We start from the raw sequence: 14,415 nt of genomic DNA on the forward strand, positions 1-14,415 counted from the left end.
TGCGCTCACGCGAGATCGACGAACTCCTTGAGCGCAGGCAGCCACTGCGAGAACTGGGCCTCGCCCTCGGCGTATGAGCGAGCCAACCGGTCGACCCGGCGCTCCTGGTTGCTCACGGTGTAGCCAGTGGGGGCGAAGACGAAGGCACGCCCGTCGTGTTCGAGATCGAAGACCTCTTCGCGAGTGGCGTTGTAGCGCTCTGGCCGAGCGGCGAGGGCTTCAGGCACTGCAGGCAAGCCACGGAACGCCAGCCGAGCCGCTGCGCCCGCTTTGAAACGCGTCTTCACGTAGTCGCGCGGCCGACTGAGCACCACCACGAAACGTTCGAAGCCGGCGGCCTTGGCAGCATCCAGCGCAATGCCCCCAGTTGGGCCGAGGGCGCCGTCGACGTAGACGTGCCCGTCGAGATGCACCGGAGGCATGAAGATCGGCATGGTCGACGAGGCCTGCACCCGAGTCAGCAGCGCGTCGAAGTCGGTGATGTCATCGCGCCCCCAGTACACCTCGCGCCCCTCGTCGGCGCAGAACGCACCGATGCGAAAGTCGGCCGGATTGTGCTGAAACATCGCCCAGTCGAGGGGCAACACCTCGCCGGGCCTGGAGGTGTGGTGGTAGATGTACTCAGAGTTGAAGGCGCCCTGCCCGCGCAGCCAGGTGCCCAGGCCGCCGATGTTGGGATCAGCGCCGAACTCAACGAACGAGCGCCGTGCGCGCAACGGGTCACGCGACAGATAGTTGATGGTGTGTGATGACCCAGCTGAGATGCCAGCTACGAAGCCAAAGTTGACGTCGGCTTCGACAAGGCCAGCGACCACCGGTGCGGTGCACGCCGCACGCATGCCGCCGCCTTCGAAGATCAGCGCGGTGTCGTGCACATTTATCTGCGGAACGGTGGATGCAGTGGTCTGGTCTGCGGGCTGGCTTGTGTCGTTCACCCCTCTATTGTGGCCCCTCGAGCTGAGACTGCGGTGCAGCGTGTGCTCAGCCCGCGGTGTGATCCTCGGCGAGGGTGCCGAGATACAGCTCGACCACCTTGGGGTCGTTCAGCAGCTCATGGCCGGCGCCGACGTAGGCGTCACGCCCCTGATCGAGCACATAGCCGCGGTCGCAGATCTGCAGGGCGCGGCGGGCGTTCTGCTCGACGATCATCACCGAGACACCCGCAGCGTTGATTCGTGCCACGTTGAGGAAGGTCTCGTCTTGGCGCACGGGGGAGAGGCCGGCAGACGGCTCGTCGAGCAGCAGCACCTGGGGATCCATCATGAGCGCCCGAGACATGGCTACCATCTGACGCTCACCGCCCGAGAGGCCGCCGGCGCGCTGCCCCAGGCGTTTGCGCAGCTCGGGAAACAGCTCGGTGACGAACTCGAGGCGCTCGGTGAACAGCGAGGGCTTTTGATAGCAGCCCATCTCGAGGTTCTCGCGAATCGTCAGGCTCGGAAAGACGTTCTCAGTCTGCGGCACAAACCCCACGCCGGCGCGCACGAGACGATCAGCTTTCAGCCCGGTGATCTCCTCGCCGCCGAGCACAACTGTGCCGGATCGTACGGTGACCATGCCGAAGATCGTTTTCAGCAGCGTCGACTTGCCAGCACCGTTCGGGCCGATGATGCCCACCAGCTCACCTTTGTCGACATAGGTGTTGCACCCGTTGAGAATGTTGACACCGGGCAGATAGCCGGCCACGAGATCGTGAGTCTCAAGTACGCGTTCGGTCATCACTGCTCCTTCGCTGCAGCTGCAGTGTCGACGGCGGGGGAGGCACTGCGTTCGGCCCGAATCTCGGCCACCACCTCGCCCAGATCGCGATCTTTGTTCGAGCCCAAGTAGGCGTCGATCACGGCCTGATCGCGCATTACCACGCTGGGTTCGCCCTCGGCCACGATGCTGCCCTCGGCCATGACGATCACCCAGTCTGCGATGGCCTGCACCATATGCATATCGTGCTCAACGAACAGCACGGTGACACCATCGTTCTTGAGATTGACGATGTGGCCGAGCAGTGACTGCGTCAGGGCCGGGTTCACGCCGGCCATCGGCTCGTCGAGCATGATGAACTGCGGATCGCTCATGAGGGCGCGTGCCATCTCGAGCAGCTTGCGCTGGCCTCCTGACAGCGCTGCGGCGTAGTCGTCTTTTTTGGCGTCGAGCTTGAAGCGCTGCAGCAGGTCAAGGGCGCGCTGCTCGATCTCTCGCTCTTGGGAGCGCCAAAGGAGGGGGAACAGCGATGCCCAGAAACGCTCACCACGCTGATTTTTCGCGCCGAGCTTCATGTTCTCGAGCACGCTGAGCATTGCCAGCGACTTGGTGAGCTGGAAGGTGCGCACCTGCCCCATGCGCGACACCTTGAACGACGGGATGCCGCTGAGCGTGCGCCCGTCGAACGACCACGTGCCGGTGTTGGGGCGGTCGAAGCCGCTGAGCAGATTGAACAGCGTGGTTTTGCCGGCTCCGTTGGGGCCGATCAGCGCGGTGATCTTGCCTCGCGGAATCTCAACATGCTGCACGTCGACAGCGGTGTTGCCGCCGAAGCTGCGGGTGATCTCGTCGGCGATCATGATCGGGTCGGTCTTGGCGCAGCCGGGGCCGATCTCGCCCTTGGCAATTGACGCGGAGGTCGTGGGGGTGGTGTCAGGCATTGAAGTAGACCTCCGATTTCTTGCCGAAGATGCCCTGTGGGCGGAAGATCACCAAAAGCATCAGCGCCAGGCCCACCAAGATAAAGCGGATCTGGCCACCCTGCACGCCGGTGATCGGCAGCAGATCGTTCGAGATGAGCTCGGAGACGATGCCGTCTGTAGCGACGATGACCACCCAGAAGATCATCGAGCCCACGATGGGGCCGAGCACCGTGGCCGCGCCGCCGAGCAGCATGATGGTCCAGAGGAAGAAGGTGGTCTGCGTGCCGAAGTTATCGGGCTGCACCGATCGAGGCAGCACGAAGATCATGCCACCGAGACCGCCCAGCACACCGCCGACGATGAGTACCTGCATTTTGTAGGCGAACACGTTTTTGCCGAGCGAACGCACTGCGTCTTCATCTTCGCGAATGGCCTTCACCACTCGGCCCCATGGGCTGCGGATCAGGCGCCAGACGAACAGAACGGCCAATGCCACGATGCTCCAAGCCACGATCATTACCCAGACGTCTTTATCGGTGAGCGTCAGCGAGCCGATGCCATAGAGGCCTTTGGGCACCGGGCTGAGCGCTTGCAGGCTGTCTGCGCCGCTGTCGAGGCCGGCAGAGCCGCCGGTTAGCCACGAGAGTTCGGGGGTTTTGGCCACGAGCCTGATGATCTCGGCGGCGCCGATGGTCACGATGCTCAGATAGTCGGCACGCAGCCGCAGCGTGGGGATGCCGAGTAAGAGCGCGAACACCACAGCACCGATGAGGCTGAACAACAAGGCGAGGAAGAACGGCGCGCCGAGTGCGTTTGAAGTGATCGCGAATCCGTAGGCCCCCACGGCCATGAACCCGGCCTGGCCGAAGTTCAACAGCCCGGTGTAGCCGAAGTGCACAGTGAGGCCAAGCGCAGCGAGCGCGTAGGCGGCTGTGGTCGGCGAGATGGCCTCGCCGAGCGCCTGAGTCAGAAAGCTGAAATCCATGCGGAGGCCCCCTTATCCGATGCGCTCTTTGCGGCCCAGGATGCCCTGGGGACGGATGAGCAGCACGATGATCATGATCACCAGTGCGGTCACGTATTTGAGACTGCCGGGCAGCCACAGGCTGGAGAGGTTCACGGCGATGCCGATGATCAGCGCGCCGACGAGTGCGCCGTATGCGGTGCCGAGCCCGCCGAGCACGACCGAGGCGAAGATCAGCAGCAGAATCGAAGCACCTGAATCCCACTGCTGGGTTTGGTAGAACGCCAGCAGCACGCCGGCGACACCGGCCAGTGCGCCGCCGCCGGTCCAGACGATGCGGATGATGCGGTTGACGTCGATGCCCGAGGCGGAAGCCAGTGCCGGGTTGTCGGCCACCGCGCGAGTGGCCTTGCCGATGCGCGAGCGGGTCAGCGCCAACGCGGTGATGACGATCAGCACGATGGCGATGACCGAGCCCCAGACATCCCAGAAAGTCAGGCGAACCTGGCCGATCACGAGCCAGGCGTCGCTGGCGACCGGCAGCACGAGACGGTCGGGGCCGAACAGGAACGCGTAGAGATAACGGAGCACGAGAGACAGGCCGATGCTGACGATCATCAGTGGGATGATGCCGACTCGGCGGCGGCGCAGCGGCTTCCAGAGCACGAAGTCTTGGAACCATCCGAAGGCGCCGCCGATGGCGAACGCCGCGAGGATGGCGATCCATGCGGGCAGCCCCTGGGATGTCATCACCACGACGGCAACGAAACCGCCGAAGGTGACCAGCTCGCCATGAGAGAAGTTATTGAGCCCGGTGGTGCCGTAGATGAGTGACACGCCAATAGAGGAGAGCGCGAGGATGAGGCCGAAGACGAGACCTCCGGCCAATGCTGGCAGCAGACGATCGGTGAGGAATCCACCGCTGTCTGCCACGGTGATGGTCGCGAGCTCTGCTTGAGCTGCGATCAGCGGTGAGATCACGGTGCCTCCTGGTGGCGATCGACGTACGGGTACGAGGGCCCGGGGTCGGCCGCGCCTCGTTGCGCCTCGACCTGGCGTCAAGCTACCAAGCCAATGTGTCGCCCATGTTACACAATCACAGGAGGTTCACATCGAGGGCAATCACGCAGTGTGCCGATGTCGGAGCGGGGCGGTAGACTGGGCGCACCGCGTTCGGAAGGAAGAAATGGCCCACGACCCCTTTGGCTACATCGGTCTCACCTACGATGACGTGCTCCTGCTCCCGGGGCATACGAACGTCATCCCGAGCGAGGTCGACACCAGCTCGCAGCTCACTCGCGAGCTGCGCGTCAACATCCCCCTGATCTCAGCAGCCATGGACACCGTGACCGAAGCTCGCTTGGCCATCGCCATGGCCCGCCAGGGCGGTATCGGCGTGCTGCACCGCAACCTCTCGATTGCAGACCAGGCCACCCAGGTCGATCTGGTTAAGCGCTCTGAGTCGGGCATGATCACCGACCCGGTCTCGACCACTCCCGACGCAACGGTGCAAGAGGTCGACGACATCTGCGCCAAGTTCAAGGTCTCGGGGCTGCCTGTGGTCGACGAGCACAACGTGCTGGTCGGCATCATCACGAACCGCGATATTCGTTGGGTGCCCATTGAAGACCGCACCACGGCCAAGGTCAGTGAGGTCATGACCCGCGACAAGCTGGTCACCGGGCGTGTCGGCATCAGCCGCGAAGAGGCGTACAACACCTTTGCTCAGTACAAGATCGAGAAGCTGCCGCTGGTCGACGAAGAGGGCCACCTTAAAGGGCTCATCACAGTCAAAGACTTCGACAAAGCTGAGCGGTACCCCAACGCCAATAAAGATGCCTCGGGCCGCCTTGTGGTGGCTGCGGCCATCGGTGTGTTCGGCGATGCCTGGGAGCGTGCAAAGGCTTTGGTTGAAGCCGGTGCCGACGTTATTGTCACCGACACGGCCAACGGAGACTCCCTCGCCGAGCACGAGATCATCAAGAAGCTCAAGACCGACCCGGCAACTAAGCACGTGCAGGTGATCGGCGGGCAGGTCGCCACGCGTGAGGGTGCGCAGGCGCTGGTCGATGCTGGCGTCGATGCAGTCAAGGTCGGCGTTGGCCCCGGGTCTATCTGCACCACGCGCATCGTCGCTGGTGTGGGCGTGCCGCAGATCTCAGCTATCTACGAGGCGGCCAAGGCGACCAAGCCCGCGGGCGTGCCGCTGATCGCCGACGGCGGTCTGCAGTACTCCGGCGACATTGCGAAGGCTATCGTCGCGGGTGCCGACACGGTGATGCTCGGTTCGCTGCTGGCCGGCACTGACGAGAGCCCGGGCGAGCTGGTGTTCGAGGCTGGCAAGCAGTTCAAGCGCTACCGCGGCATGGGGTCGCTGGGCGCACTGCGCACTCGTGGCGAACGCACGAGTTACGCCAAAGACCGCTACTTCCAGGCTGATGTGCCCAGCGATGACAAACTCATCCCTGAGGGCATTGAGGGATCGGTGCCCTATCGCGGGCCCGTCGAGGCCGTCGCCTACCAGCTCGTCGGTGGCCTGCGTCAGTCGATGTTCTACGTCGGCGCCCACGATATCGACGAGCTCAAAGAGAAGGGCAAGTTCGTGCGCATCACGGCTGCCGGTCTCAAAGAGAGCCATCCGCACGATGTTCAGATGGTGATCGAGGCGCCGAACTACCACGGGCGCTGAGCCCCACCGACACCAGTGTCGACGTGACCCCCACGTCGGCCGACAACAGACATGCGACGAATGCTCGCGTGTGAGAGGGAGAGTGCAGCGTTTATGAGTGAGACAGTGCAGATCGGTGTCGCGAAAGCCGGCCGCATCGGCTATGGGTTCAGCGATATCGCAGTGGTGCCAGACCGGCGCACACGCGACGCCGAAGACGTCTCGGTCAGCTGGAGCATCGATGCCTTCCATTTCGACCTGCCGGTGATCGGCGCACCGATGGATTCCGCGTCGTCTCCGGAGACGGTGATCGCGCTGGGTCGAGCGGGCGGTTTGGGCGTGCTCGACCTCGAGGGCCTCTGGACTCGCTACGAAGACCCGACCGATGCCTACCGTCGCATCCATGAGGCCAGCGACGAAGATGCCGGTTCGGTGCTGCAGCAGGTGTACGCCGAGCCGGTCAAGGCTGAGCTGATCACCGCGCGTCTGGCCGAGATTCGTGCAGCCGGGGTCACCGTGGCCGGTGCGCTCTCGCCCCAGCGCACGCAGCAGTTCTACCAGACAGTGCTCGACGCTGGCGTTGATCTGTTCGTCATCCGCGGCACCACCGTCTCGGCTGAACATGTGTCGAACACCACTGAGCCGCTGAACCTCAAGAAGTTTATTTATGAGCTCGACGTGCCGGTCATCGTTGGCGGTGCCGGCACCTACACCACCGCACTGCATCTGATGCGCACCGGTGCTGCGGGCGTGCTTGCCGGGTTCGGCGGTGGCGCCACCTCGTCATCGATCAAGACTCTCGGCCTGCGCACCCCGATGGCCACCGCCGTCGCCGACGTCGCCGGTGCGCGCCGCGACTACCTCGACGAGTCGGGCGGTCGGTACGTGCACGTTATCGCCGACGGCAGCCTCGGGCTGGCTGGCGACATTCCGAAGGCCATCGCTGTCGGTGCAGACGCCGTCATGCTCGGCACCGCACTCGCGCGTGCCAGCGAGGCGCCGGGCGCCGGCTACCACTGGGGTGCTGAGGCGCGCCATGCCAAGCTGCCGCGCGGCTCGCGCGTCAACGTGGGCACCGCCGGCTCACTCGACGAGGTGCTCTTCGGCCCGGCGCACAACGCCGATGGCAAGCTCAACCTCATCGGTGCGCTGCGCAAGTCAATGGCGACCACCGGTTATACCGATCTCAAAGAGTTCCAGAAGGCTCCCGTCGCGATCTCGCATTACGAGGTCTGAGAAGTCACGAGCGCTCACTGATGCAACCAGCCGAGGCCAATGCGCTGATCGATGTGCTCGAGGCCGAACTCGCCGATCCACCGCGCTCGACCGCGCAGGTGCTGCTCACCCCAAAGTGGCTGGGCGCGCTCGCCTTCGTTCTGGTCATCGTCAGCGCATTCTTGGGGCTCGGTTGGTGGCAGATGAGCCGCGCCGTCACTCCCGGTGACGACGGGTCGCGCAACACCGAGACCCCGGTGGCCATCGACACGCTGCTGCAGGCCGGCGCAGAGATCGACGCGCAGGCTATTGAACACCGCACGCTCGTCGACGGCACGCTGCTGCCACAGACCGCCACAGTCATCGCCAACCGCGATCAGTCGGGCACCGTCGGGTATTGGGTGGTCGCCGGGCTGGCCACGGTGACGACATCGGGCGCTCCTGACGGTCTGGTGCCGGTCGGCATCGGCTGGACCGCCACGCGCGAAGAGGCCGACACGCTTGCAGAAGAGGTTGAGGCGGTTGCCACGCAGGCAGAGCAGCTGCAGCTCGTCGGGCGCATCATGCCCAACGACGGTCTCGAGGTCATCGTTTCGAGTTCGGCCGACTATGTGCCGCAGTACGTTGCCGCCGCAGAGCTGGTCAACGAGTGGCCAGACACCGATCTGCCCTGGTACGACGCCTACGTGGTGGTCGCCTCTGGGCTGCCTGACAGCCTGACCGCTCAGGCCGAGACGATCGTGTCGCCGCCGCCGTCGACCGAGTCGACCGTCAACTGGCTGAACATCTTCTACGCGGCCGAATGGGTGGTGTTCGCAGCCTTCGCGATCTTCCTGTGGTGGCGCCTCGGGCGAGACGAGTACCAGCACGCGCTCGAACGGGCCGCAGCCGACCGCGAAGAGCTCGAACTGCTGCGTGCGGTGGCCGTGCGCGGGGCCTCCGACGGCGATGGGGCACGGTAGACTGTCACCCATGACCCGCCAGTCCATTCTGCCAGCGCGCGACCGCGCCAAAGTTCCCGGGGCCATCCGCTTCTACAGTATCTTCGCCTACGTCACCGGCGTCTTTTTGCTGCTGCTGGTGGCCGAGATGATCATCAAATATGTGCCCTGGAACAGTGAGTTCGGCGTCGGCTACGAGGTGTTTGCCGGCGGCGGTCATCTGCTGCACTTTGTGCCCTCCACAGCAGAGTTCATCGACAGCACCTCGGGGCTGAACCTCTCTATCGGCGTGCTCATCGTGCACGGCTGGCTCTATGTCATCTACCTGATCGCCGACTTCCGCCTGTGGAGCCTGCTGCGTTGGCCACTAAAAAACTTCATTCTCATCGCGCTCGGCGGTGTCATTCCATTCCTCTCTTTCTTTGTCGAGCATCGTATGTCGCGTCAGGCGCGGGCCGATCTCGCCGATCACAACACTCGCGCAGCTGAGCACGATGCCGCGATCGCCAAGCTGCGCGCGCAGGTGGCGACGTCTGGCAGCGACGCAACTGGCGCATCCCCCGATGAATCACACCCGGCCGAAGGAGCCAAGTGACACAGACCGTTCTCGTCATCGATTTCGGCGCGCAGTATGCGCAGCTGATCGCCCGCCGAGTGCGTGAGGCGCACATCTACTCTGAGGTGGTGCCTCACACGTGGAGCGTCGAGCAGATTCTCGCCAAGCAGCCTGCTGCGATCATTCTTTCAGGTGGCCCGGCCAGCGTGTTCGAAGAAGGTGCGCCGCGCGTTGACCCTGCGCTGTTCGATGCCGGGGTGCCCGTCTTTGGTATCTGCTACGGGTTTCAGGCCATGTCGTATGCGCTCGGTGCCGTGGTCGATCAGGCTGCGGTTGGCGAATACGGTCACACCGAGACGCAGGTGGCCTCGACCGGCACGCTGCTTGAGGGCTCGCCTGCCGAGCAGTCGGTATGGATGAGCCATGGCGTCGCCGTGCAGACCCCACCGCCCGGTTTCGATGTGCTTGCTTCGACTGCTGGGGCGCCAGTGGCTGCGTTCGAAAACCCGGACCGGCGTCTCTACGGTGTGCAGTGGCACCCCGAGGTGCGGCACACGCCGCTGGGGCAGCAGGCCCTGGAGAACTTCCTGTATCACGGCGCCGGGCTCACCCCCGACTGGACCAGTGAGAACGTCATCGACCAAGAGGTCGAGAAGATTCGCGCTCAGGTGGGCACGGGCAAAGTCATCTGTGGGCTGTCGGGCGGTGTTGACTCGGCGGTGGCCGCGGCCCTCGTGCAGCGTGCGGTCGGCGATCAGCTGACCTGCATCTTCGTCGACCACGGCCTGCTGCGCAAAGACGAGGTCAAGCAGGTGCAAGAAGACTTCGTTGCGGCCACGGGCATCCGCCTCGTGACTGTCGACGCGTCGGAGCAGTTCTTGAGCGCGCTGGCCGGGGTCAGCGAGCCCGAGGCGAAGCGCAAGATCATCGGCCGCGAGTTCATTCGCACGTTCGAGCGAGCCGCGCGCGACCTGCAAGACGAGGCGCAGGCAGATGGCGAGCCCATCCGCTATCTCGTGCAGGGCACGCTGTACCCCGACGTTGTCGAATCGGGCGGCGGCGAGGGCGCGGCCAACATCAAGAGTCACCACAATGTGGGTGGGCTGCCAGACGACCTGCAGTTCGAACTGGTCGAACCGCTGCGCAGCCTGTTCAAAGACGAGGTGCGTGCGATCGGTCGCGAACTCGGTGTGCCCGAGGTCATCGTGTCGCGCCAGCCCTTCCCGGGGCCGGGCCTGGGCATTCGCATCATCGGCGAGATCACGCGTGAGCGTCTCGAGATTCTGCGTGAGGCCGATGCGATCGCGCGCGAGGAGCTCACCAAAGCCGGGCTCGACGATCAGATCTGGCAGTGCCCGGTGGTGCTGCTTGCTGACGTTCGCTCGGTGGGGGTGCAGGGCGACGGCCGCACCTACGGTCACCCGATTGTGCTGCGCCCGGTGTCGAGCGAAGACGCGATGACTGCCGATTGGTCTCGTCTGCCCTACGACGTGCTCTCGGTGATCTCGAACCGCATCACCAACGAGGTGCGTGAAATCAACCGAGTGGTGCTCGATGTGACGAGCAAGCCACCGGGCACCATCGAGTGGGAATGAGCTGAGGCTCGTTCTCGCTCGCCGAGTGTGCAGAAAAGCGGCCTATCCGAGTGGTGGTAGGCCGCTTTTCTGCACACTCGATGTGGGTGCGGGGTGGTTTCCACAGGCGACGGTTGTCAGGTATTTTTGTCCACAGGGCTGCTGGTCAGGCGGTGGGGCGCGTTCCGCGACGCGAGACTCGAGGGTATGACTCCACGTGAACCCGCTCAGCTGCCGGTGCCCTTGCGGCAGCGCTCGTTTACCGTGTCTGAGGCGCTGGCCCTGGGACTCAACCGGCACCGCCTTGCAGCCGGCGATCTGACGCGGCCGTACCGCGGCATCCGGCTGCCCGCCCCAGCCGAGGCCCCGCACAGCGAGCAATTGCCTCGTTCGGTGGCCCTTCGCGCCGAGGTGCTGCAGCAGGCCCATGCCTACCTGCCGCTGATGAAGCCAGGCATGGCCTTCAGCCACTTGAGCGCGGCGGTGATATGGAACCTGCCGCTGCCGTTGCGCCTGGTGTTGGGCGAGCAGATGCCCACCCACCTTGAGGTGTGTGCGCGACCTGGCCTTTCGCGACCTCGTCACCAGGGCATCCGCGCGCATGTGCTGCCTGCTGACGCGCACATCGCTGTGGTCGACAGGCTGCCGGTCTGTGACGCGCTCACGGTCTGGCGGATGCTGGCCGGGCATCCTGCCTACACTGACGCAGATCTCGTGGCCGTTGGCGACCACCTGGCCTGCCGGGCTGCGTTGCGGTCAGACCAGCGGTGGCCTGTGGTCTCACCTGCAGAACTGATCGGTTGGGCGCATGGCCTCACCGGGCGGCACTGTCGACGCATGCGCCATGTGGCTGGGCTCGTGCGCGACGGCGCACAGTCGCCGATGGAGTCCCTCACTCGCATGCTGCTGATCGACAGCGGCCTGCCCGAGCCGGAGCTGAATGTCGACGTGCACGACGCACGGGGCCGCTTCGTCGCTCGACTCGACATGCTCTACCGCCATGCGCGTGTGGCTCCGGAGTTCGACGGTGATCAGCACCGCACGTCGCGGGTGCAGTACGAACGGGATCGGGAGCGTCTCAGGGCCCTGCGTGTGACTGGGTACGACGTGATTCAGGCAGACCTGAAAACACTGATCGTGCCTCCGCGGGCCAGGAAGTTTGTTGCTGAGGTGCGAGATGCACTCGGGCGCGGTGCACCGAGTGTGTAGAAGAGCGGCTTATCCGAGTGGTGGTAGGCCGCTTTTCTGCACACTCGATGTGGGTGCGGGGACAAAACCTCAGAGGCGCTTGGTGGCGGCCATGATCACGAGCACGCTGACCGTGGCAATGACTCCGCCGGCGATGAACATCACGCCATAGCTGATCATCGGAGCGAGCGCCGAGAGAATGGCCGGGATGAAGAACCCGAGATAGGTCAGCGAGTAGTAGACACCGACCATGCCGCCCAGATGCTCGGGACGGGCCGTGCGTTGCGTCTCTTGCAGCCCGGCGATCAGCAGAAGACCGTAGGAGAAGCCCAGAGTCGCGGCGGCCGCGATGGTGATGGCCATGTTCAGTGTGAATGCAGCCACAGCGGCCACGGCCACACCGACGATTACGGCAAGCATCGCCGAAGCGATGGCCCGCTGACTGTGCGGCTTGATGAACTTTCGAGCCAGCTGCTGACTGGCCACACCAAAGCTCAGCGCGATGAAACACAGGATGCCCGCGAAGGCCACCTCGAAACCTGGCACCTGATCGGCGACCAGCGAGGGGAGTACCGCGTACGCACTGGCGGCTGCCCCGAACACCCAGGGCGCCATCGGCAACACGATGAGCAGGAATCGTGGTGAGACGGCCTCGCGCAGGCGCAGTGCATCCAGCAGGCTCTCGTGGTGGCCCCCGGTGCTGTTCGGATGCGTCTCTGGCGTGCCGATCAGTACGAACCACAGCACCGAGGTGAGCACGATGTTCACGAGGTAGGGCGCGATCTCGGGGATGGGGGTGAACTGTGCGAGCAGTGCTGCGACGACTGCACCGAGAGCGAAGCCGACGGTCAGCGCCATGGTGGCGCGGCGGGCGCCGGCGCCGGGCTCAGCGTCGGGTGAGAACGGTGCCGCCGAGAGCTCTTTGATCCACGATGAGCCAACGGCCATCACCAGCCCCAAGGCGAGCCCAGAGAAGATGCGCCCGACGAACAGCAGAGGGTGCGATTCGCTGCCGAACATCAGCAGCAGGCTGCCGGTGATCGACAGTGCAGGCGCGAGGTGCATGAGCGGGCGGCGGCCCCTGAGGTCTGAGAGCGGGCCCCCGATGAGCAGAGCGGGGATGATGCCCAAGACATATGCGCCAAGCAGAATGTTCACACTCTGCGTGGTCATGTGTTCGTGTATGCGGTACATCGCAAGCAGTGGGGTGAACTCGTTGCCGCCCCACGCAACGGCGAAAAGCACGCCGGCGGCGGCAAGCCAGTGTGGGCGACGCACCTGCCACTTCGGCAGGGGAAAAGAAGATTCGGGCAGGGGCAGGGCAGGAGTGGAGGAGGTCATGTTCTTCGTGGTGTGTCGGGTGGTGCGGTGAAACGGTCAGTGGGTGGTGTCGGTGTGGTGAATCTCGGCGAAGTGCTGCTGCAAGACGGCGGCGAACTCGTCGGGGGAGGCGGATTCGAGAGCTTCAAGCAGTTTGTGGTGGTGTGCTAAGACCCGGTGGGCTTTGTCGAGACCGACCACAGCCTGTGAGGTCATGCGGCGCTGGCGATCGCTGAGCTGCTGATACACGGCGGTGAGGATGCTGTTATCTGCGGCAGCGACGATGAGCTGATGGAAGTGCAGATCGGCAACGGTGAATGCGGGCATGTCGGGCTCGCCAGTGAGGGCTTCGCTCTGCTGCTCGAGCGTTGCACGCAGTTCTTCGAGCAGGTGCGCGCGAGCGTCGGGAAGGGCGCTGATGCGTCGGGCGGCCCAGTCTTCGATGAGCGTGCGGGCCTGCAGAATCTCGACACCCTCGCGTGGATCGATGCCGAGTACCAGGGCGCCGCGCTTGGGGTACAGGCGCATCCAGCCTTCGGCCTGCAGACGCAGAAATGCTTCACGCACCGGAGTGCGGCTGACACCGAGCTGCTCGGCGATTTCGCCCTCGCTCAGCAGTGCGTTGCCGACGATCTGGCCGAGAATGATCTGATCTTTGAGATGGGCATAGACGCGGTCAGAGGCAAGTTCCGCCATGACGCCAGCTTCCTTAGATACAACAGAGATACAAGATGCATGTACGACGATAGCACTTCAGGCGGCGAATGTGCGCGCGATGGTGCGACGGGGCAGCGCAAAACGCGGGCCCCAACATCCGTGAGGATGCGGGGCCCGCGTTTCGAGAAAAGCGTGCGGTCAGTCGCGGCTCGAGGCGAGGATCGCGAACAGTCGCAGGAACTCGATGTAGAGCCAGACCAGGGTGACGACGAGGCCGAAGGCGGCGGTCCAGCCGAAGCTGGCGGGAGCGCCGGAGCGGACGCCGTTCTGGATCTGGTCGAAGTCGAGCACCAGTGAGTACGCGGCCATCAGCACGGCCAGCACACCGACGATGACGCCGAGCGGGATGCCGAAGATCTCGATCTGGGGGTTGAGGCCGAATGCCGAGGTGGTGCCGCCGAAAAGCATCATGCCGACGTTGATCAGGCTGAACACCATGTAGCCGACCATGGCGATCATGAGGATCTTGGCGCCGCGAGCCGAGGCGCGCACCTTGCCGCTGGCGAACAGCGCGAGCGTCACGCCGAACACCGAGAAGGTAGCGATGACTGCCTGCACGACAACACCGGGGTAGATGCTCTCGAATACGCCCGAAATGGCACCGATGAACACGCCCTCGGCTGCGCCGTAGAGCAGAATCAGCGGCACAGA

At 64.5% G+C, this 14,415-nt stretch carries 14 protein-coding genes; 6 read left to right on the forward strand and 8 right to left on the reverse strand.

Features of this window, described 5'->3' with window-relative positions:
* Nucleotides 1–5 precede the first annotated feature (5 nt).
* Genes G557_RS0110490 through G557_RS13135 form a run of 5 tightly spaced genes read right to left on the reverse strand, consistent with a single transcriptional unit; the run spans nucleotide 6 to nucleotide 4,566 of the window.
* Complete coding sequence (locus tag G557_RS0110490) at nucleotides 6–935, reverse strand: patatin-like phospholipase family protein (RefSeq protein ID WP_245542803.1); 930 nt, start codon at nucleotides 933–935, stop codon at nucleotides 6–8.
* 46 nt (nucleotides 936–981) lie between these two features.
* On the reverse strand, nucleotides 982–1,719 hold the full coding sequence (locus G557_RS0110495; protein WP_036962126.1) for an ABC transporter ATP-binding protein: 738 nt from the start codon (nucleotides 1,717–1,719) through the stop codon (nucleotides 982–984).
* Nucleotides 1,719–2,639 (reverse strand): ABC transporter ATP-binding protein, encoded by a 921-nt coding sequence (locus tag G557_RS13130; RefSeq protein ID WP_051225007.1) that lies wholly within the window; start codon nucleotides 2,637–2,639, stop codon nucleotides 1,719–1,721. Before G557_RS13130 ends, G557_RS0110495 begins: the two co-directional genes overlap by 1 nt.
* Complete coding sequence (locus G557_RS0110505; protein WP_028245989.1) at nucleotides 2,632–3,606, reverse strand: branched-chain amino acid ABC transporter permease; 975 nt, start codon at nucleotides 3,604–3,606, stop codon at nucleotides 2,632–2,634. Before G557_RS0110505 ends, G557_RS13130 begins: the two co-directional genes overlap by 8 nt.
* Before the next feature lie 12 nt (nucleotides 3,607–3,618).
* Nucleotides 3,619–4,566 carry a branched-chain amino acid ABC transporter permease gene (locus tag G557_RS13135; RefSeq protein ID WP_051225008.1) on the reverse strand — a complete coding sequence of 316 codons (948 nt, stop codon included), beginning with the start codon at nucleotides 4,564–4,566 and terminating at the stop codon, nucleotides 3,619–3,621.
* Nucleotides 4,567–4,771: 205 nt separating this feature from the next.
* Here G557_RS13135 and guaB point away from each other — a divergent pair, with 205 nt between their 5' ends.
* The 6 genes from guaB (at nucleotide 4,772) to G557_RS0110540 (ending at nucleotide 11,748) form a co-directional block, all read left to right on the forward strand.
* Nucleotides 4,772–6,274: an IMP dehydrogenase gene (gene guaB / locus G557_RS0110515; RefSeq protein WP_028245990.1), complete on the forward strand. Its 1,503-nt coding sequence runs from the start codon at nucleotides 4,772–4,774 to the stop codon at nucleotides 6,272–6,274.
* A 93-nt stretch (nucleotides 6,275–6,367) separates the two neighbouring features.
* Entirely contained in the window at nucleotides 6,368–7,489 is a 1,122-nt protein-coding gene (locus tag G557_RS0110520; RefSeq protein WP_028245991.1) for a GuaB3 family IMP dehydrogenase-related protein, read from the forward strand.
* Nucleotides 7,490–7,509: 20 nt separating this feature from the next.
* Entirely contained in the window at nucleotides 7,510–8,430 is a 921-nt protein-coding gene (locus tag G557_RS0110525) for an SURF1 family protein (protein ID WP_028245992.1), read from the forward strand.
* 10 nt (nucleotides 8,431–8,440) lie between these two features.
* A complete protein-coding gene (locus G557_RS13140) occupies nucleotides 8,441–9,004 on the forward strand; it encodes a DUF3817 domain-containing protein (protein WP_084627147.1) in 564 nt (187 codons plus the stop codon).
* Entirely contained in the window at nucleotides 9,001–10,560 is a 1,560-nt protein-coding gene (gene guaA / locus G557_RS0110535) for a glutamine-hydrolyzing GMP synthase (RefSeq protein WP_028245993.1), read from the forward strand. Before G557_RS13140 ends, guaA begins: the two co-directional genes overlap by 4 nt.
* 186 nt (nucleotides 10,561–10,746) lie before the next feature.
* Nucleotides 10,747–11,748 (forward strand): hypothetical protein, encoded by a 1,002-nt coding sequence (locus tag G557_RS0110540; protein WP_028245994.1) that lies wholly within the window; start codon nucleotides 10,747–10,749, stop codon nucleotides 11,746–11,748.
* 69 nt (nucleotides 11,749–11,817) lie between these two features.
* On the opposite strand, the gene G557_RS0110545 is transcribed toward G557_RS0110540, so the two are convergent.
* The 3 genes from G557_RS0110545 to G557_RS0110555 form a co-directional block, all read right to left on the reverse strand.
* Nucleotides 11,818–13,068: an MFS transporter gene (locus G557_RS0110545; RefSeq protein WP_028245995.1), complete on the reverse strand. Its 1,251-nt coding sequence runs from the start codon at nucleotides 13,066–13,068 to the stop codon at nucleotides 11,818–11,820.
* Between the two features lie 36 nt (nucleotides 13,069–13,104).
* Nucleotides 13,105–13,743: a GntR family transcriptional regulator gene (locus tag G557_RS0110550; protein ID WP_028245996.1), complete on the reverse strand. Its 639-nt coding sequence runs from the start codon at nucleotides 13,741–13,743 to the stop codon at nucleotides 13,105–13,107.
* Nucleotides 13,744–13,902: 159 nt separating this feature from the next.
* The coding region (locus G557_RS0110555) for a Bax inhibitor-1/YccA family protein (protein ID WP_028245997.1) at nucleotides 13,903–14,415 on the reverse strand (513 nt) is incomplete at its 5' end.

Origin of the sequence: Pseudoclavibacter soli DSM 23366 (assembly GCF_000423505.1) — a bacterium.
GTDB lineage: Bacteria > Actinomycetota > Actinomycetes > Actinomycetales > Microbacteriaceae > Pseudoclavibacter_A > Pseudoclavibacter_A soli.